The organism is Antarctobacter heliothermus, from assembly GCF_002237555.1.
Lineage (GTDB): Bacteria > Pseudomonadota > Alphaproteobacteria > Rhodobacterales > Rhodobacteraceae > Antarctobacter > Antarctobacter heliothermus_B.
In genome coordinates this window covers 87961-106213 of record NZ_CP022542.1, presented here as the reverse complement: position 1 = coordinate 106213, position 18253 = coordinate 87961, and the positions used below count along the sequence as shown (strand labels likewise).

16 protein-coding genes and 1 pseudogene are annotated in these 18253 nt (G+C 62.8%); 6 read left to right on the top strand and 11 right to left on the bottom strand.

What is annotated here, in order from left to right; translation table 11 throughout:
- Positions 1-41 precede the first annotated feature (41 nt).
- Genes ANTHELSMS3_RS24820 through ANTHELSMS3_RS24805 form a run of 4 tightly spaced genes read right to left on the bottom strand, consistent with a single transcriptional unit; the run spans position 42 to position 3594 of the window.
- Positions 42-1028 carry an MDR family oxidoreductase gene (locus ANTHELSMS3_RS24820; RefSeq protein WP_094037734.1) on the bottom strand — a complete coding sequence of 329 codons (987 nt, stop codon included), beginning with the start codon at positions 1026-1028 and terminating at the stop codon, positions 42-44.
- Positions 1029-1038: 10 nt separating this feature from the next.
- Positions 1039-2142: a dimethylsulfoniopropionate demethylase gene (locus ANTHELSMS3_RS24815; protein ID WP_094037693.1), complete on the bottom strand. Its 1104-nt coding sequence runs from the start codon at positions 2140-2142 to the stop codon at positions 1039-1041.
- 41 nt (positions 2143-2183) lie between these two features.
- Positions 2184-2813: a DUF1326 domain-containing protein gene (locus ANTHELSMS3_RS24810; RefSeq protein ID WP_094037692.1), complete on the bottom strand. Its 630-nt coding sequence runs from the start codon at positions 2811-2813 to the stop codon at positions 2184-2186.
- Between the two features lie 28 nt (positions 2814-2841).
- Positions 2842-3594 (bottom strand): DUF2182 domain-containing protein, encoded by a 753-nt coding sequence (locus ANTHELSMS3_RS24805; protein ID WP_254694991.1) that lies wholly within the window; start codon positions 3592-3594, stop codon positions 2842-2844.
- A gap of 72 nt (positions 3595-3666) precedes the next feature.
- Here ANTHELSMS3_RS24805 and ANTHELSMS3_RS24800 point away from each other — a divergent pair, with 72 nt between their 5' ends.
- The 5 genes from ANTHELSMS3_RS24800 to ANTHELSMS3_RS24780 all read left to right on the top strand — a co-directional run bounded on the left by ANTHELSMS3_RS24800 (position 3667) and on the right by ANTHELSMS3_RS24780 (position 8322).
- The gene (locus ANTHELSMS3_RS24800; RefSeq protein WP_094037691.1) at positions 3667-4407 is read left to right on the top strand and encodes a FadR/GntR family transcriptional regulator; all 741 of its coding nucleotides are present in this window, start codon (positions 3667-3669) and stop codon (positions 4405-4407) included.
- Positions 4408-4553: 146 nt separating this feature from the next.
- Positions 4554-5246: a GntR family transcriptional regulator gene (locus ANTHELSMS3_RS24795; protein WP_094037690.1), complete on the top strand. Its 693-nt coding sequence runs from the start codon at positions 4554-4556 to the stop codon at positions 5244-5246.
- Between the two features lie 201 nt (positions 5247-5447).
- The gene (locus ANTHELSMS3_RS24790) at positions 5448-6434 is read left to right on the top strand and encodes a TRAP transporter substrate-binding protein (protein ID WP_094037689.1); all 987 of its coding nucleotides are present in this window, start codon (positions 5448-5450) and stop codon (positions 6432-6434) included.
- Between the two features lie 77 nt (positions 6435-6511).
- Complete coding sequence (locus ANTHELSMS3_RS24785) at positions 6512-7039, top strand: TRAP transporter small permease (protein WP_094037688.1); 528 nt, start codon at positions 6512-6514, stop codon at positions 7037-7039.
- Positions 7039-8322: a TRAP transporter large permease gene (locus ANTHELSMS3_RS24780; protein ID WP_094037687.1), complete on the top strand. Its 1284-nt coding sequence runs from the start codon at positions 7039-7041 to the stop codon at positions 8320-8322. The genes ANTHELSMS3_RS24785 and ANTHELSMS3_RS24780 overlap by 1 nt, the downstream gene beginning before the upstream one ends.
- Positions 8323-8340: 18 nt before the next feature.
- On the opposite strand, the gene ANTHELSMS3_RS24775 is transcribed toward ANTHELSMS3_RS24780, so the two are convergent.
- Positions 8341-9417: an alcohol dehydrogenase family protein gene (locus ANTHELSMS3_RS24775; protein ID WP_254694990.1), complete on the bottom strand. Its 1077-nt coding sequence runs from the start codon at positions 9415-9417 to the stop codon at positions 8341-8343.
- A gap of 250 nt (positions 9418-9667) precedes the next feature.
- Here ANTHELSMS3_RS24775 and ANTHELSMS3_RS26655 point away from each other — a divergent pair.
- Positions 9668-10282, top strand: a pseudogene (locus tag ANTHELSMS3_RS26655) (IS30 family transposase); the annotation flags it as partial.
- 732 nt (positions 10283-11014) lie between these two features.
- Here ANTHELSMS3_RS26655 and ANTHELSMS3_RS24765 read toward each other — a convergent pair.
- The 6 genes from ANTHELSMS3_RS24765 to ANTHELSMS3_RS24740 form a co-directional block, all read right to left on the bottom strand.
- A complete protein-coding gene (locus ANTHELSMS3_RS24765; RefSeq protein ID WP_254694988.1) occupies positions 11015-12466 on the bottom strand; it encodes an aldehyde dehydrogenase family protein in 1452 nt (483 codons plus the stop codon).
- A gap of 16 nt (positions 12467-12482) precedes the next feature.
- Entirely contained in the window at positions 12483-13055 is a 573-nt protein-coding gene (locus tag ANTHELSMS3_RS24760) for a thiamine pyrophosphate-dependent enzyme (protein WP_157733664.1), read from the bottom strand.
- On the bottom strand, positions 13043-14011 hold the full coding sequence (locus ANTHELSMS3_RS24755) for a sulfotransferase family 2 domain-containing protein (RefSeq protein WP_094037684.1): 969 nt from the start codon (positions 14009-14011) through the stop codon (positions 13043-13045). The genes ANTHELSMS3_RS24760 and ANTHELSMS3_RS24755 overlap by 13 nt, the downstream gene beginning before the upstream one ends.
- Positions 14012-14021: 10 nt before the next feature.
- Positions 14022-15191 carry a glycosyltransferase gene (locus ANTHELSMS3_RS24750; RefSeq protein WP_198319974.1) on the bottom strand — a complete coding sequence of 390 codons (1170 nt, stop codon included), beginning with the start codon at positions 15189-15191 and terminating at the stop codon, positions 14022-14024.
- 141 nt (positions 15192-15332) lie between these two features.
- Positions 15333-16565: a Hint domain-containing protein gene (locus tag ANTHELSMS3_RS26265; protein ID WP_254694987.1), complete on the bottom strand. Its 1233-nt coding sequence runs from the start codon at positions 16563-16565 to the stop codon at positions 15333-15335.
- A 136-nt stretch (positions 16566-16701) separates the two neighbouring features.
- Complete coding sequence (locus ANTHELSMS3_RS24740; protein WP_094037682.1) at positions 16702-18198, bottom strand: glycosyltransferase family 4 protein; 1497 nt, start codon at positions 18196-18198, stop codon at positions 16702-16704.
- Between the last annotated feature and the right edge of the window lie 55 nt (positions 18199-18253).

Sequence of the window (18253 nt, the reverse complement as noted above, 5' to 3'; positions counted from 1 at the left end):
CTGTCCCGGGCGGCGGGGGATGCCCCGCCGCCCGTCTGTCGTCAGGCGTTGACGTCGACCACCACGCGGCCCTTGACCTGACCCTTGAGGATGTCGCGGCCCAGTTGCGGCAGGTCTGACAGGGTGGCGGGCTGAACCATGCTTTCCAGCTTGTCCATCGGCAGATCCTGCGCGATGCGCTGCCATGCGCGGACGCGGTTGTCATAGGGCTGCATCACGCTGTCGATGCCCAGCAGATTGACGCCGCGCAGGATAAACGGCGTGATCAGCGCGCCCTCGATCACCGCGCCCCCCGCCAGACCGATGGCGGCAACCGATGCGCCGTAGTGCATCTGTTTCAGCACCCGGCCCAGCATCGCGCCTGCCACGGCGTCAACGCATCCGCCCCAGACCTCTGCCTCCAGCGGTTTGCGGGTGACTTCGGTCAGCTCGTCGCGGGCGACGATCTGTGTCGCGCCAAGGCCGCGCAGATAGTCGCCCTGCTCCGGGCGTCCGGTGACGGCGGCAACCTCGTGCCCCAGCTTGGCCAGAATGGCGGTGGCCACCGATCCGACACCACCCGCAGCCCCGGTGACCAGCACCGGCCCGTCCTTGATCCCCTGATCCTCCAGCGCCATCACCGCCAGCATCGCGGTCAGACCGGCGGTGCCCACGGCCATCGCCTGCCGCGGTGTCAGCCCCTCGGGCAGCGGCACCAGCATGTCCGCCTTGACGCGGGCCTTTTGCGCGTAGCCGCCCCAGCGGTTCTCGCCCACGCGCCAGCCGGTCAGCACCACCTTGTCGCCGGGTTTGTAGCGGTCGTCGTCGGAGGTCTCGACCGTGCCGGCAAAATCGATGCCCGGCACATGCGGATAGGTCCGCACCAGACCGCCGCCCGGCCCGATGCACAGCCCGTCCTTGTAGTTCACCGTCGAATACTCGACGGCGACCGTTACATCGCCCTCGGGCAGTTGGTCCTCACGGATCTCCTGCACTGCGGCAGAGGTTTTTCCGTCTTCGTTCTTTTCAACAAGCAGAGCCTTGAACATCATGTTTTTCCTATACCCAGAATTTTTCGTGAACGGTGGCGGGGCGCGCGCCATCCGGGGTCTCGACCGTCAGGTCGGTGCCTTCGTCCCAATGGGTCATGCGCACCATACCAATGGCGACGTTGGTGTTGAAATCCGGCGACCACGCCGCCGAAGAGATCCGCCCCACCGTCTTGGACCCCGCCTTGATCGGCCAATAGCGGTCACAGCCCGGCACCCTGTCGCCACCGATAGAGATGGCGCGGATCTGTTTGACCGGCCCTTCGGTCGAGACGCGCAGCAGCGCGTCGCGCCCGATGCAACCGATTGCCGTCTGGGTGTTGCAGAACCGGCCCAGACCACATTCATGCGGCGTGTTGTCGTCGGTCATGTCGTTGCCGTAGGACAGCAATCCCGCCTCGATCCGCTCTGTCAGGTTGGGACAGCCCGCATGCACATCCAGATCGCGGCCCGCCTCCATCAGCGCGTGCCACAGCGGCATGCCGATGTCGCCTCCCTCGACATAGATTTCGAACCCACCCTGTTTGGAATAGCCAGAGCGCGCGACAACCATGTCGCGGCCCTGAAAATCCAGATGCATGAACCGGAAGAACCGGATGTCACGCACCACGTCGCCAAAGACCCGCGCCATCAGATCATCCGCCTTTGGCCCCTGAATGGCCAGCGGCGACATGTCCGGTTCATCGACCAGCACGTCAAGGCGATAGCCATAGGCCAGCCCCTTGATCCAGTACAGCAGATCGCTGTCGGCAATGGAAATCCACCAGCGGTCTTCAGCCAGTTTCACCGCCACCGGGTCGTTCAGCATCCCGCCGGTCTCATCGACGATGGGGATGTAATAGCACTGTCCCGGCAGCATCGGGCGCAGGTCGCGCGGGGTCAGCAGTTGCACCAGACGCCCGGCATCGGGGCCGCGCAATTCGACCTGCCGTTCGCAGGACACGTCCCAGATCTGCACCGCGCTTTTGAGATGGCGGTAATCCTCTTCGATGGAGCGGAACATCGTCGGCAGAAGCATGTGGTTGTAGACAGTATAGGCTTGTACTCCGGCGGCCTCGACCCCGTCCGAAAACGGGGTCCGCCGCAAGCGCCGGGAAGGGGAAAGAAGGGCCATCTGCCAATACTCCAAGGCGGTGATGCGGGGTGTGCAGGCGGTCAGCGCGGGCCGCGCCAGTCGATCTGGCAGATCTCGGCCGAGCGGCCGTCAAAGTCCCAGACCCGGCCATGGGCGCGCACGCGGCCCTTGGTGGCGGTGGCGACGGTGATGTCCGATCCCATCCAGTAGTCGGTGTTGCTGACCACGGTTTCCTTGCCGCTGGCGTTGGTCACCGGCACGATTTCGCCTTGGATCTTTTTGCCGACCATCAGGCGGCGGGCGCTGCCCTCTGTCTCAAAGCTGACCGGCGCGCGTTCGGCGCCAAGGAATTCGCTGACCAGCATGCCGAACAGGCCGGTGGTGCCGCGTGCCGCCCCGCTGAAGATCGCCACAAGCGCGTCATAGGCCGCGTCGCTGGCGCGGTCGTCGATATAGGCGGCGGCCTTCCAGTTGCCGCGCCCCATGTTGCCGGGGATGTCCATGATCAACCCGACGTTCAGGCCAGACAGATCGGTGTCGCCATAGGCCCCTTCGTCGATACGGATGCCGACCCAAGCCTGACAGTAGCCCTCGGTCGGGGGGTGTTTGCCAAGGCTGACCACGCAGGGGCAGAACACGGTGCAGTTGCAGTTCAGGATCAGCTCACCCTTGAGCGTCCAGTCGGGAATGGTGGCGGCGTCGAGGGCCATCGGCGGTCTCCTTGGGGTTCGGAAGGTGTCAGAAAAAGGGGAGCGCCAGCCCGGCGGCGATCAGCCCCCCGCCCAGCGGTCTTGTCAGGTAGCGCCCGATCTGGGGCAGCTTTTCCAGCGTCATCAGCAGCATCCCCACCCCCATGAAGGCAAGGTTCATGGTGCCGCCGACAAAGCCCAGTAGCATCAAGGCCCAGCAACAGCCGATGCAATCCAGACCAAGGCGCAGCCCGTTGCGGAACGGTCCTTCGTCCCAGTGCTGCATGAAAAACGTCAGTGGCGCGCGGCAGCGCGACAGGCAGCCCTGTTTCAGGGCGCTGAACTGGTATGCGCCTGCGCCGATCAGCAGCGCCATGGTCAGCGGCACCGACAGGCTTTGCCCCAGCGCGCCGACCAGTCCCAACTGGTACAGCGCCACCTGCGCGCAGGCGGCCAGTGCGGAAAACCCGAGCCACGCGGCCAGATAGCCGCCGAGCAGCTTACCAAAGCCGGTCTGTGCGACATTGGACAGGTCGTCATAGGTGGCCAGCGCGGGCAGGGCGGTGGGGGCCATCATCGCCGCCCCCATCAGCGCCCACATGGCAAAGGCCGCGACAAAACCAGACGCGCCAAACGCGCCGCCACACAGGATGTCGATGAGCGACGCGCCATAGGTCGCCTCTAGCGTGCGCAGATCACCGGGGATGGCCATCCAGAACAGCAGGCCCCAAGCCACCAGAAGACCCGCGAAAAAGGCCAGCCAGTGCGCGCCGCGAAGCGATCTGATACGCAGTGCAAGCAAGGTGCCTCTCCTCTTCCCGAACACCGAACCGGGGCTTGCGATTAAACTGCCTGACAATTAAATGTAAGACAAATGAAAAGAAGCAAAGAAAAGCAGCAGCCTGACCTGCCCGCGCAGATCGCCAAGGCGATCCGGGACGCCATTTTGTCCGGCGACCTGATTGCCGATGACCGGTTGCCCTCTGAATCTGATCTGGCCGAGACGTTTCAGGTGTCGCGGCCCACGGTGCGCGAGGCGCTCAAGCGGCTGGCGGCGCAATCGCTGATCCGCACCGAACGCGGCGCCTTTGGCGGGGCCTTTGTGCGGCGGCTGTCCTATCCCGAGGCGCAGGTGTCGCACGCCAGCACCTCGACCCTGCTGCTGACCATCAACGAGGTCGATTTCGATGTCGCCTGCGAGGCGCGCTTTGCGCTGGAGAAATCCTGCACCGCGCTGGCCGCCGCCCGCCGCAGTGCCGACGATCTGGCGACCATGCGGGCAGAGATCCACCGTCAGACCCAGCCCGCCCTCAGCGATGAGGCATTCTGTGCGTCCGATGTGACGCTGCACCGGGCTTTGGTGGATGCGGCGGCGAACCCGATCCTGTCCTACCAGCTGGCCGGGGCGGTCGAGGCGATGCAGCCGCTGATGAACATGATCACCTATGGATCGCGCTCACGGGCGCAGATCGTCGACCTGCACACCCAGCTGGCCGACGCGATAGAGGCCCGCGACGGGGCGGCGGCGGACAGCGTGCTGATCGCGCTGGAGCGGTATACGCTGGAGCTTGGCAAAGGGGTCATCGCCTCGCGGAGCAAGACGCGCAGGCGGTAGCACCGTTCATCCCAAACATCTTGTATCCGAGATGGGATACCAATAGCATGCCCCTATCCCGAGACGTAAGACACCGGACCGCACAGCCCGGACTGGTCTTTTACGGCGGGTGCGGGGGACAGTATTTCGGCCCCGAAGGAGCGCGTATGAGCAAGCAAGACACCCTGCCGAAAGACCGCCGCAGCAGCGTCGATGACATCGTCGATTACTTGTACCGCGAGATCACGGCGATGCGTCTGCTGCCGGGCACCCGGATTTCGGAGACCGATATTGCCGCGCAGTTCGGGGTGTCGCGGCAGCCGGTGCGCGATGCCTTTCGCCGGTTGGAAAGCGCGGATCTGATCCTGGTGCGGCCCAAAAAGGCGACCGAGGTCAAGAAGTTCTCTGCCAAGGCCATCGAGAAAAGCCGTTTTGTCCGCGCCGCGGTCGAGGCGGCGGCGCTGCGGGAGGCGGCCAAACACTGTGATGTGGCGGCGGGTTTTCAGTTGGATTCCTGTATTGCCTTGCAGCAAAAGGCGTACGCTGAACGGGATTTTGCCGAGTTTGGGCAGCTGGATTATGATTTCCACAAGGCGATCTGCGACATTGGCCGCGTGCCCTATGCCTTTGATATCATCAAGACAGAGAAGGAAAAGGTCGACCGGCTGTGCGTTCTGAGCCTTGCCAAGGAAAGACGCATGCCAGAGCTGATCCGCGATCATGAGGCCATGGTCGCCGCGCTCAAGGCGGGGGATGCCGAGAGCGCCGTCAAGGCCGGGATGCTGCACCTGTCGCGGCTGGATGAGACGATCGAGGCGATCCGCGTCAACAGTGCGGCCTATTTCGGCGATCAGGACTGATCGCCTCGGGCCGGGGCCTGCCCTGAACTTCTCTCAATCGTCGCCAGTCTTCTCTCAGCCGTCTTGCCCCGCCCTGCCTGTCCGTCGTCAAATCCTTAAAATTACTTCTTGTATGCAAGATGAAATACCAGCATGGTGCGACTCGGAGGGCCTGGGCAGAGGAGGCGCAGGCTCCATCACATGCCTTCTGGGAGGATTCGAATGACCATTCTGACCCGCATCACCCGCACAACTGCCGCTGCCGCACTGGCCTTTGGCTTTGCATCCGGCGCAAGCGCTCTGGAACTGCGCGGATGGAACATCCACGTCGAGGACTACCCCGTCTCCATCGCGATGGAGAGCTTTCTGGCCGAAGTGGCCGAAAAGACCGGCGGCGAGATCACCGGCAAGGTCTATCACAACGGCGTTCTGGGCTCGCAGCCCGATGCGATCGAACAGATGCGCCTTGGCGTCATGGATTTCGGTGAATTCAGCCTTGGACCGATGGGTCAGGCCGTGCCGGAAACCAACGTCGTGTCGCTGCCCTTCATCTTTTCGTCGATCCCCGACATGTACCGCCTGATGGACGGTGAGGTCGGCGATGCGATCGGCGAAGGCATGATCGACAAGGGCATCATGCCGCTGGCATGGTACGCGGCTGGCGCGCGCAGCTTTTACAACTCTGTCCGTCCAATCAACACGCCCGCGGATGTCGAGGGCCTGAAAGTCCGCGTCATGTCCAACGACCTGTTCGTGAAAATGATCGAGTCGATGGACGGAAACGCCACACCGATGGCCTTTGCCGAGGTGTATCAGTCGCTGAAAACTGGCGTCGTCGACGGGGCAGAGAACAACCCGCCGTCCTACGAGTCGACCAGCCACTTTGAGGTCGCCAAGTATTACTCGCTGACCGAGCACCTGATCATCCCCGAGTGCCTGTGCATGTCGCTGAAGACCTGGGAAAAGATGACCCCGGAACAGCAGGAGATCGTCAAGGCCGCAGGTCGCGCCAGCGCCGAGTACCAGCGTGAGCTGTGGGCTGATCGCGAAGCCGCCAGCATGGAAATCGTCCAAGCCGGTGGCACGGTGGTGAACTCCATCGCCGACAAGGCCCCGTTCCAGGCCGCCATGACCCCGGTCTATGACAAGTTCCTGGCCGACAACCCGGCGCTGACCGATCTGGTCAACCTGATCCGCAACGCCGAGTAATCCGGACCCGCACCGGGCCTGCCGCCGCGCGCGGTGGGCCCGGTCGCCTATGCCGGCCATGTTTGAAAGCCCCCCTCATGACACCCGAACCGCCCCTTTTTCTGGCGATCGAACGGGCGCTTGGCCGTGTTCGGTCGCTCTGCCTGTTTATCGCCTCCGTGGCGCTGGTTGTGCTGGTCGCCACCTTTGGCTGGCTGGTCTTTGGCCGCTACATGCTGAACGTCACGCCCACATGGGTCGAACAACTGGCCCTGCTGCTGGTCTGCTACATCGCCTTTCTGGGGGCGGCGGCGGGTCTCAAGGACGACACCCATATCGGCGTGACCCTGTTTCGCGACATGATGCCGATCCCGGCGCAAAAGGTGCTGATGATCGTGATCGACCTGATCCTTGCCGGTTTTGGCGCGGTGATGCTGATTGCCGGACTCACCCTGATGCGGTTTGGCTGGGACACCCTGTTGCCGATGCTGAACGTTCCCGAAAGCGTGCGCACCGGGGCGATCACCTCGTTGGGGGCGCTGACCCTGTTGTTTGCCGGATTGCGGGCACTGGTGCGCATCCTGCGGTTCAAGGCCTGGTCGCCTGAACGGCTGGAGGATTTCTGATGGGTCTGACAATTCTTCTGGGCGCCTTCTTTGTCGGCGTCGTGATCGGGATGCCGGTGGCCTTTGCCATGGGCATCGCCGCCGCCTGTGCCTTTTGGTACGAAGGCTTTCCGATGCTGATCACCTTTCAGCGGGCGACCGCCGGGGTATCGGTGTTCTCGCTGCTGGCGATTCCGTTCTTTATCTTTGCCGGTGAGATCATGCTGCATGGCGGGATCGCCAAACGGCTGGTCAAGATGGCCTCGGCCCTTGTCGGGCATCTCAAGGGCGGGTTGGCCATGGTCAACATCTTCTCGTCCATGCTGTTCGGCGGGATTTCCGGTTCTGCCGTCGCGGATATTTCTGCCCTCGGGTCGCTGCTGGTGCCGGTGATGAAGGAACGCGGCTATCGCCCGGATTTCGCCGTCAACGTGACGGTGACCTCGTCGATTGCGGGCATCGTGATCCCGCCCAGCCACAACATGATCATCTTTGCGGTGGCGGCGGGCGGCGGGATTTCCGTGTCCAAGCTGTTCCTTGCGGGGGTTCTGCCCGGCGTGCTGATGTGCGTCAGCCTGGCCGTGGCCGCCTATATCCTGTCGGTGAAACACAACTACCCGTCAGAGCCGTTCCCCGGCTGGAAAGTGGTCGGAGAGACGGCGCGCGATGCGATCCCCGGCTTTTTCACCGCTGTGATCATCGTGGGCGGCACCCTGTCGGGTGTGTTCACGGTGACCGAATCCGGCGCATTCGGCGCGATCTATGCGCTGTTGCTGACCACCTTCTATTACCGCAGCCTGACGTGGGAGGGGTTCCGCACCTCTGTTGTGGGCGCTGTGCGCACCACCGCCATGGTCATGGTGCTGATCGCCTTTGCCAGCTCATTCGCCTATCTGCTGGCGCTGTATCAGGTGCCCGCGAAACTGTCGGATCTGCTGGTCACGATCTCGGACAATCCGATCATCATCCTGCTGATGATCAACGTGATCCTGCTGATCCTTGGCATGATCATGGACATGGCGGCGCTGATCCTGATCTGTACGCCGATCTTCCTGCCGATCGCCAAGGGGCTGGGCATGGACCCGACGCAATTCGGGATCATGCTGCTGATCAACCTTGGTATCGGCCTGTGTACGCCGCCGGTCGGAACCTGTCTGTTCGTTGGCTGCGCCGTAGGCAAGATCAAGATCGAGCAGGCGCTGAAGACGATCTGGCCGTTCTATCTGGCGATCTTTGTGGCGCTGATGCTGGTCACCTATGTGCCGGCCGTCTCGCTCTGGTTGCCGTCGGTGCTGCTGGACTGAAACACGCACCCTGCCCGCTCAGGGCAGGGTGATGCCGATCTTGCCGATGTGCGCCTTGGTCAGGAACGCCTCTTGCGCGGCGCGCAGATCGTGCAGGGGATAGGTTTCGGCCAGCGTCGGCCGGATCTCTGCCCGTTCGATATATCCAACCAGATCGGTGAACACGCGGGCGGGCTGGCGGGTGCTGCCCAGCAGGGTCAGGTCGCGCAGGTACAGCGTGCGCAGATCCAGCGGCACAATCGGCCCGGCGATGGCACCGGAGGTCACATAACGGCCATATGGGCGCAGCCCGTGCAGCACGCCCGACCATGCCTCACCGCCGACCAGATCCAGCACCACGTCAAACCCTTGATCGGGGATCTCTGCGTCGCGGTTCAGGGTCTCATCCGCCCCCAAAGCGCGCAGCGCCTCGGCCTTGGACGCGCTGGTCACGGCGGTCACATGTGCGCCGCGCCGTTTCGCCAGCTGGATCGCTGCCGATCCGACACCACCGGATGCACCGGTGATCAGCACACGTTCGGCCGCTAGATTGACGCGCTGGATCATCCCCTCGGCGGTGGAAAAGGCGCAGGGAAAGCTGGCCAACTCCACGTCCGATAGCGGGCTGTTGACCGGGACCGCCTCTTTTGCGGCGGTGGTGGTGTATTCGGCAAACCCCCCGTCGCGTTCCGAGCCAAAGGTCTCCAGCGCATCCGCCGCACCGCCTGCCGGTTGGTACATCGGGCGCAGCAGGACGCGCTGACCGATGCGCGCGGCATCGACGCCGTCGCCCACAGCCACGATCCGCCCGCAGCAATCGGCCCCCTGAATGCGCGGGAACGACAGCGCCCCGGACCAGCCGCCATCCTCTGGCGCGTCGTCATAGCCTGCGGCGGCGGCAGAGTTCGTGTCGCCGGTCACCGTCTTGGAATACCAGCCGGTGCGCGTGTTCACGTCGGTGTTGTTGACCGCCGCCGCGCCAACCTTGATCAGCACCTCGCCGGGGGCGAGTTTGGGCAGGGGCATATCCTCACGCCACTCTAGCTTGTCCAGCCCGCCGTGGCCGGTCAGTACCATGGCCTTCATCGTTTCGGGCAGTGTTTGCGGCAATGTCATCGGCGTCTCCCTGACTTGAGTTGCGGGTAGAGCAACCGGTCCTGCGGGGCAAGAATGCAAACCTGTGGTCAGCGGTGCGGCAGGCCTGCGCGTCGCGGGTGCGGGCTGACGGAATCCACTTCGAAAAGTCCGCCGGATTTCTAGAAATATTACATAATCAAGATTATTGGCTTTTGCTTGTGCGCAGAGGCACATTCTAAAATGGGTTGCGACAATTCCCCTATCTTGCTGAAAAGCAAGGAGAACGGACATGGCCCACACAGAACTGGATTTGCGTGAGAGACGCGCAATCGAAGACATGCTGAATGCGAAAATGCCGGTGAGCAAGATCGCAGCTGAGATTGGCAGGCATCGCTCGACCGTCTACCGCGAGATCAAGCGGAACCATTTCACCGATGATGAGCTGCCGTATCTGAACGGCTACTATGGAATGGTCGCTCAAAGAAACGCGTCTGAACGGCGGGCACGGCGCCGGAAATTGATCCGTTTGGATGCGTTGCGCGGTCACGTGATCGACAGACTGAAAGAAGGCTGGACGCCAGAGCAGATCGCCGGACGCCTCGGATACGATGGTCAGCCAATCCGGATCAGTCACGAAACGATTTACGCGTACGTTTACAGCGCTGAAGGCCAATCCGAAGAACTGGCGCGCCATCTTCCCAGTCGGCGCAAGAAACGGCAGCCACGCTATGCCAGACGGCCCAGAGGCCAGGTGTTTCCGCCGGATCGGTCGATCCATGAACGCCCATACTACGTGAAGACGCGCGAGACATTTGGCGAATGGGAAGGCGATCTGATGATCTTTGAGCGGTCTCAGGGCACAATGAATGTAGCTTCACTGGTCGAACGCAAAACCCGGTTTGCCGGTATCTCGGACCTGGAGGCAGGCAATGCCTTCCTGCTCAACTTTGTCGAGCGCTACAACGCGAAGTTCGCCAAGGCGCCGCGCCGCCCGGACAACCTGCACCGTGCGCTCAATATCGAGCCGGATCGCCTGCGGGACATCCTGTGTTTGCGCGACGAACGCTATGTCAGCCAGCAGCTGGCGTTCTTCTACGAACGACGGCGCATCCTCCTCGAGGAGAACGACGTCACGCGCGGCCTGCCCGGCAAATACATGGACAGTTACGAGTTTCCCGAAGGTCGGCTGGAGTTTCGATGGAAGGGAGTCTCTCTCTCCCCTACTCCGCCTTCGACAAGGATCAGCGCGTGACCCACGCCGCGATCACCGAGAACAAGAATCTGAGCGCGGTGCTCGAGTTCATCAAGGAAGAGCAGGACAAGGCGCCGCCCAAGAAACCGCGTGCCGGAAAGTAGCGGACGCGCTACGAACCCACCGGCCGCAAATCACCAGAATGACCATCGAAACTCGACGCCTACTACGCCCAAAAACACGCCGAGCGAGAGGCCCGCGCAGCCGGCCAGGCTACGATATGTGAGCTCTCCGCCCTGCCAAGCGGCGCTCCCGTCAGCGCCCCTGTGGGACACTTCTACTGTGCGCATCCGGTGACACTTCAAAGTGGTTGAAACAAACGCTGTACGCGAGTGCACGCTACCCTCAAAACTGCGCCCCTGCCGAACAGGGGCGCTATGGGCGTTAAAGCGCGATTTTGACCGTCTTGATCTGGGTAAATGCAAGCAGTTCTTCGATGGATTCCTCTCGCCCCACACCTGATAGCTTGTAGCCGCCAAAAGGCGCACCGAGATAGTGCGAAGAGGTGTCGTTAATCCACACAAAGCCGGATTGTACTTTGCGCGCCACCCGGTGCGCACGCGAGACATCCTGCGTGTATATGGCCGCTGTAAGGCCATAGTCGACAGAATTCACATGCGCCAACATCTCTTCTTCATCGCTCCAGCGAATAATCGAAAGCACCGGACCGAAGATCTCTTCATGTGCGATCGCCATATCAGGAGTGACATCAGTAAAAACCGTGGGTTCGATAAAATATCCATTGGCAAGCTCGGCCCCGCTAGCACGTTGCCCACCAAGGCGGAGTGTGGCGCCTTGTTTCTTGCCCAGTTCGTTATAGCCCATGATCTTGTCGAACTGAGGCTTTGAAATGATCGCACCCATATTGGTTGCCTTGTCGGTTGCGATTCCGGGTTTGAACCGTTTGGACGCCTCGATCACGCCTTCGGCGATTTGATCATGTATGGAATCGTGAACGAAAAGGCGTGAAGTCGAGCCACAAGACTGCCCACACCATGTGAAGTTCATTCCCCGTACCGCCCCCGTGATGGTGCGAGCAATATCCGCATCGGGATAGGCGATCAGCGCATTCTTTCCCGAGAGCTCACAGATCATTGGCTTCAGCCTGTCCGCACAGGCCTTCGCGACCGCGCGCCCGGTGTTAATGCTCCCGACAATGGAGACCATATCAACCTTGGGATCTGCAACGAAAGATTGAGTGGCCTCCAGCCCACAGGTGACGAAATTGATCACCCCCGGTGGTGCGATCCCCTCGATAAGTTCGGCAATGCGCAGCGCCGAGAGCGGCGCCTGCGGAGATGGTTTGAGAATGACGGAATTGCCCGTGGCAAGGGGTGCGCCGATCCTGCCTCCGGCGAAGGAGATGGGGTGATTGAAGGCGCCAATACGCAGGCACACCCCCCAAGGCTCTCGGACAGTCATGCACATCATGTCCTCGCCCGCAGGGATCGTGCTCCCCTTCGCCTCGAGCGCGACACCGGCGAAATAATCGAGCTTGGAGGCCGAGTTTTCCGCATCGCGCAATAGCGCGGTAACTGGATTGCCGCAATTGGCCGCATCAAGCAGGGCGAGCTCCTCTGCATTGGCGCGAATGATTCTGGCGATCTCTCGCAAGACTCCAGAACGCTCCTTTGGCAAAGTCCCTTGCCACTGCTCAAATCCCGCGCGCGCGGCGGCAATGATCTTGGCAACATCTTCTTGGTCGGCCTGCGCAACCGGGCCAAGACTTTCGCCTGTCGATGGGTTGACGACATCGACATAGCCGCCCGACGGCTTGTGCCATGCGCCGCCGTAGTAAAGATCACGTTTGGCTGGAAGAACCGATTGAATGTCCATTAGTTTCATCCTATCCTCAATGCCCGCGGGTCACGATTTTCTTGGTGTATCCAAGCGCGACATGGGCATCGATCAGATACAGTTTTCCGGCGTCCACGGCCGCGAGGCCGCGCTCGATTGCCGCCATGAGATCGGGCACATTCTTGACCGGTCCCTCTGCGTCGACTCCTTGCGCACGCGCAAGCGCCGCAAGATCCGGTGCGGGCTTGTCAATCTGCTGGCCGACCCACCTGTTCTGCGGCGGTCTTCCGCGTTCCTTCGCCATCGCGGCTTGGTGGATCTCGTCGTTATAATTTGAACGATTATTGGAAATGATGAAAAGCGCTGGGATCTGGTAGTGGGCCGCCGTCCACAGAGCAGTGACGCCTTGCAGAAATTCTCCGTCACCCATCACGCCCATCACTGTGCGATCACTGTGGAGCAGCGCCAGAGCCGCTCCGATCGTGAGGCCGGGGCCCGCCCCTGTACCGTTCGCATGTACGTGGGACTGATGCTGTAACCGCCCTGGCGCCCTGCCGCCACCTCTGCGGGCTCTGTCACGGTATGGGTCTTGACCGGCGGCGCGCGGAGCGGCTGTCAGCCCTCGCACCGCTCCAGCAGCATGTAATCCAGCGCAAAGTAATCGCGGATGAAATCCTCGATGTCGGGGGTCAGCATGACTTCGTTGGGCAGGTTGGCGTATTTGTCCAACTGCTTGGGCGGCGTGTCGGCCAGCTTTGCGTCCACTGTCTTTTTGTTGCGCGGGGCCACGTTGCGCATCCCCAGCCGCACATTCTGCAGATTCTCGGGGCAGCGATCCAGCACAAAGCGTTCAAAGGCGTCGATGTTGTCGATGCGGAACAGGTGGTCCCAGCGCAAGGTTTCCAGATAGCGCGACTGCGGTGCCCAATGCGGGTCCATCGCGTCGCGCGGGGCGAGGTTGATGTAGTGGCAGAATTGCCGAAAGGTGATGCCCTGTTCGATCTGCTCTTCTGTGATCTCTTCCTCGCTTAGCAGGAAACGGTAGACCGGGGTGGTGTGATGCAGCACCGAAGGCGTGCGGCGGTTGCGCACGAACTTGTCCCAGTAGCAGCTGATCAGCCGGTCGATCGGATCGCGCAGGATCGCCACCCGCGCCCAGTCCGGGTCGCGCAGGATCTCGTTGAACTGCCGTTCGGAATGGTGGCGCGCCTGCAGCCGGATCTTGCCGCCATCCAGCAGCGTGTGCACCGGCTGGTCGGCCTTGTGGCCACACAGCCGCAGCGCCCAGTCCTTGACCGAGGTATTGGCCACCTTGGCGATCGGGCAAAACAGCATCCGCGCCGGTTTCACCACCAGAATGGACCCGTCCCACTGGCCGCGCCGGTGGGTCGCCAGCACCGGGCCTTTTTGCCAGTACTCGCGGGAGTTCACCATGTTGTTTTCCAGCCGCCCCAGCGGCAGCTTGCGGTCGATCAGCGCGTTGATGGTGTTCAGATGCGCGCCCCGGCCAAGGTAGAACTGATAGGTCTCACGGATGGTCGTTCTGTCGACGGGTGCCTTGGGATCCAGGTCGGTGCGGTCCATGTAAGGTCTCCTAGAATCGGGCGGCGCGGATCAGGCGGGCGTAGGCCGGGGCCAGATCGGCCAGCGTTGCGTCCCATGTGTACCGGGCGACGTCCTCTGCCACGCGGGTGCCGGTGAGATGTCCTGCAAAAAGAGCGCGCACATGGGCGCGGAATTCGGTTTCGGTCTCGGCCACATGAACACCGCCCAGCGACATCGCCTCTTCAAAGCCGCGAAAGGCCGGGCGCATGGCGATCACCGGTTTGAGGCTCAACAGCGCCTCGGCGGTTTTCAGGTTGGTGCCACCGCCGGATTTGATCGGCAGGCAGATGCCCTTGGCATGGGTCAACAGCGCCTGCAGCACATCCTCTTCGACGCGGCCGGTGATCTGCACCAGATGGTCGTTGAGCTTGCGAAAATGGCGAAAGCGCGGATCGGCGCGCAGCAGGTCGCCAACGCCGCCGACCACCGCCAGCCGCCCGTCGGGCGGGATGCAGCCGGGAATGCGGCCGATCACGTCCCAGTACCCCTCGGCATTGGGACCATGGCCGCTGCCCGCCAGCATCAGGTAGTCCTCGGCGATGGGGCGCGGCGCGCCGGTGTCCAGCGCCGGGGGCCAGCAGCCGTTGGGGGCCACAACCACAGGCGCGCCCTGCCCCGGCGTGCGCCAGCGTTCCAGCACCTGCGCATCCGCCGCGCTGACCGCAACCACCATATCGGCGCGCCGGGTGGCCGCCTGTTCCAGCGCGTCGGTCTCATCGCGAAAGCGCGCGGGGATCAGCACGCTTTCGATGTTCTGCGAGCCGTAAACCACTGCGGGACGCTCGGCCTCGGGGATGTCCTCCAGCAGCGCCTCCAGCAGCGGTAGCAGCCAAGGCTGTTCGAAATGCAGCGCGTCGGGGCGGATCTGGTCCAACCGCTGGCGCGCGGCATCAAAGGCGGGCACGCCCGGGTGCAGCAGCCGGTGCATGTGCAGGTCTTCGCGCAGCCCGGCACGGGCAATGTCGCCGTGCATCTCACCCGGCAGCGCGGTCAGCGCCTCATCGGCGGTATGCTGCGGGTAATGCGGACCAAAGAAAAACGGCATCGCCGTGACCTCATGGTCCGCGCCGCGCAACACGCGGGTGATGGCGTCAAGCCGTCGCTGCCCGCCGTGGAACGGGTGGCTGACGGGATAGGTCGAAAGCGTGACGATCTTCACTGTAGGCAGTACTCTTTGCGCAACTCGACGGTGTATCGCCCTGAACGGCGGCGGAATGCAATGTGCAAACTGTCCGGTCCGCAGACCGCCGCCCATGCCCGCCCCCCCGGATGAGGATGGGGCGGGCATGGCGCGCGTTTATCAGGCGCTTTGCGCCAGATCGCCCCCGGAGCATTTATCGGTGCTGTCCTCGGCAATCCCCAGCCGTGCCCGGATGGCCGCCGGCAGCAACCGCCGGGATGAAATCCTCGGGCGGGTCATTTCAGGGATAATTCGCTCGCAGCCATACAGGTCGAGATAGTCCTGATGGTTGTCGAAACAGGCCCGCCCCACCGCATCCATGAAGGTTTCAGCCGCCGCCCCATTGGCAAGGATAACGTCATGCGCGGCGGTTTCAATGTGATAGACGGTGAACCCGGCGGGGATATCCGCATCCGCCACCCAGTCGATGGTCCCGCCGTTCACCAGCGCAGAGGCGTTGATCACCAGCCCGTCGACAATCATGCCGTGGTCCGCCGTGACAATCAGATCCGTATGATTGCCCAAGGCACCCGCAGCAATGCGCACCGGGGCGCGGCGGGCGGCGATCCCGTGCCGCGCGTCGATGGTCTGCTGCGCCAGCCACAGCACCCGCGTCTCCTGCCCGTCCGCCGTCAGGATCCGGTCACCGTTGCGCAGTGTTTCGATGGCGCGCTCTCCGGTCGGGGTTGCAATCAGGGTGCCGGCCGCAAAGCAGTTTATGTTGGCGTCCTGGGTCGTATAGGTCGTCGTGCCGATGGTCGGGGACGTGTGGTCCACGGCGTCATCCGTTGTCACCCAGAACGCCGGATTGCTGCCCTGCGTCGTGATATCCGTGCCGCTGAACATCGCGTTGTCCGTCAGGCCGCCCACATGTTCGGCAATCGGGCTGAGCGTCGGATTTGCGATCAGGAAACTGTCCAGCTGTGTCGTCGACAGGCCGGTGACATCAAGGTTGTTGTTCCATGCCGACCCGCTGCTGCTGGAATTGACGATCGCGGCCAGAACCTGCCCGCCCTGCGCGGCGATGATGTTGTCGTTGTCGGTAATGCTCCACCCGTTTCCGGACACTGCGCTGGTGGACCCGCCGGAGGGGTCACTGGCCAGGATAATAGTGTTCGGAACTAAGCTGCTTTCGACGATCGTGACACGATCAAACGCGCTTAACCCGGCCGCCCCGACGGTAAAGGTAAAAGACGAATTGCCAACGGTGAAGGCGCTTTCGGGGCCGTGAAATGTGATGACCTCCCCGGCGGCAATCGCGGTTGTGGCCACAAAGGAAAAGCTTTCGGCGCCATCCCCGCTCAGATCCGTCAGGTTTGCGGTAAAGTAGATATCGCCGACTGAAATGGCCATGGGTCGTCCTTTGTCAAAATCTAATTGAAACTGCTTGCGCGCTCGGGGGCGAGGCTGTCAGATTATCGTGAAAAATCAAGCCGATTTCAGGAAAACTGCACCAAAAAAAGACCGCCATGGCAGGGTTTATCCGGCCTCAGCCGACACGCTGCACGGGCAGCTCATCCTGAAACGCCTCAAAATCCGCGATCAGGTTCTGGCGGAAATCCTGCCAGCTGTAGCCGCCAAACGCCTCTGCCCGGTCCAGCGCCTCGGCATAGGTGGCCTCGTCGCCCATCAGCGCCAAAGCCCGCGCCGCCCATGCCTCGCCGTCCAGCAGCGGCAGGCAGTCCGCAGCCCCTTGGGCCGCCTCGACGATCGAGGGGGCGTCGGAACACAGGCAGGGTTTGCCGTGGTTCAGGCTTTCGACCACCGGCAGGCCCCAACCCTCATAGTGGGAGGGGTACAGGGTAAAGCGGCAGTTGTCGTAGAGCACGCCAAGCGCCTCGTCGTCGACATCGGTCAGGATGCGGATGGCCTCGTGCGGCAGGCCCACATCCTCGGCCAGCATTTCGACAAAGGGACCCATGCTCCACCCCGGCTGGCCGACAAAGATCAGCGGCAGCACCTTGTCCGGATGCCGCTGGTGCAGCTCACGCCACAGACGATAGGCGAAATCGTGGTTCTTGCGCGGCTCCAGCGTGCCGACCATCAGCACATAGCCGCCCGGGTCCAGATCATGCCGCGCCAGTGTGGCGCGGGTGGTGTCCGCATCCGCGGGCGCGGTGCTGTCGGCCCCCAGCAAGACCGGCGTCACCCAGCGGTCGTTCAGCGGCGGATAGCCGTGGTCGGCCACATGGGCCAGCAGATCCCGCCGGGTGGTGTCGGAGATGGTCCAGACCTGATCGACCCCCCAGAGCATCCAGTGCAGCGCCAGTGGAAAGGTTTCCTTGGTGGTGGGTTCGGTCAGGTGCCGCCACAGCACCGGGATCAGGTCGTAGATCAGGTAATGCACGGTCCAGCCGTGGTCCTTGCGGGCGTGGTAGGCGTATTCATAGCGGCTGTCCGACCAGAAGCCGCCGACCGACAGGTATTGCGTGACCTGCCCCGGATCGATGGCGTTTTCGGGGGCAAAGCGGTCGGGGGCCTGTGCATCCAGCTGGCCGTGGTGCAACTGGTGGTTGACCAGATCGGTGCGCGACAGCACCGGGGCCAATTTCGGGGTGAGCCGCTGCGCCATGCCCAGCCAGCGGCGCAGGCTGGAATATTCCTCAAGGCTGACGCGTGACAGCGCCTGTGCCAGCGCCGCGTCGCGGCGCAATTCGGTGATGGGGTCCGCGCCGGGAAACCGGCGCACCGCCTGCCGGATATCGCGGGCCAGCCGAAAGCGGCGCATGTGCCGCCGCAGACGTGAGGGTGACATCGCGGCCCGGTCACGGGATGGCACCACCCAGCGGCGCTCTGCCAAAATCGCGTCGATCTCTTCGGGAGGCACACGGTAATACCCCTCCAGCACCGGGTTGTAGATGCCAAAGGTCACTGCCTCGCCGTACTGCGCGCGGAAGGCGCGGATCACCTCTTGCTCGACCCGCAGAAGGCCCATCGCCTTCCAGTGGCGGAAAGTGTAGCTGGTGGTGATATCGAGAAGGATCATGTCACGGTCCGGGTTGCAGTCTGAGAATTGGCGGAGTTCCGGCAAAATCCGGGGC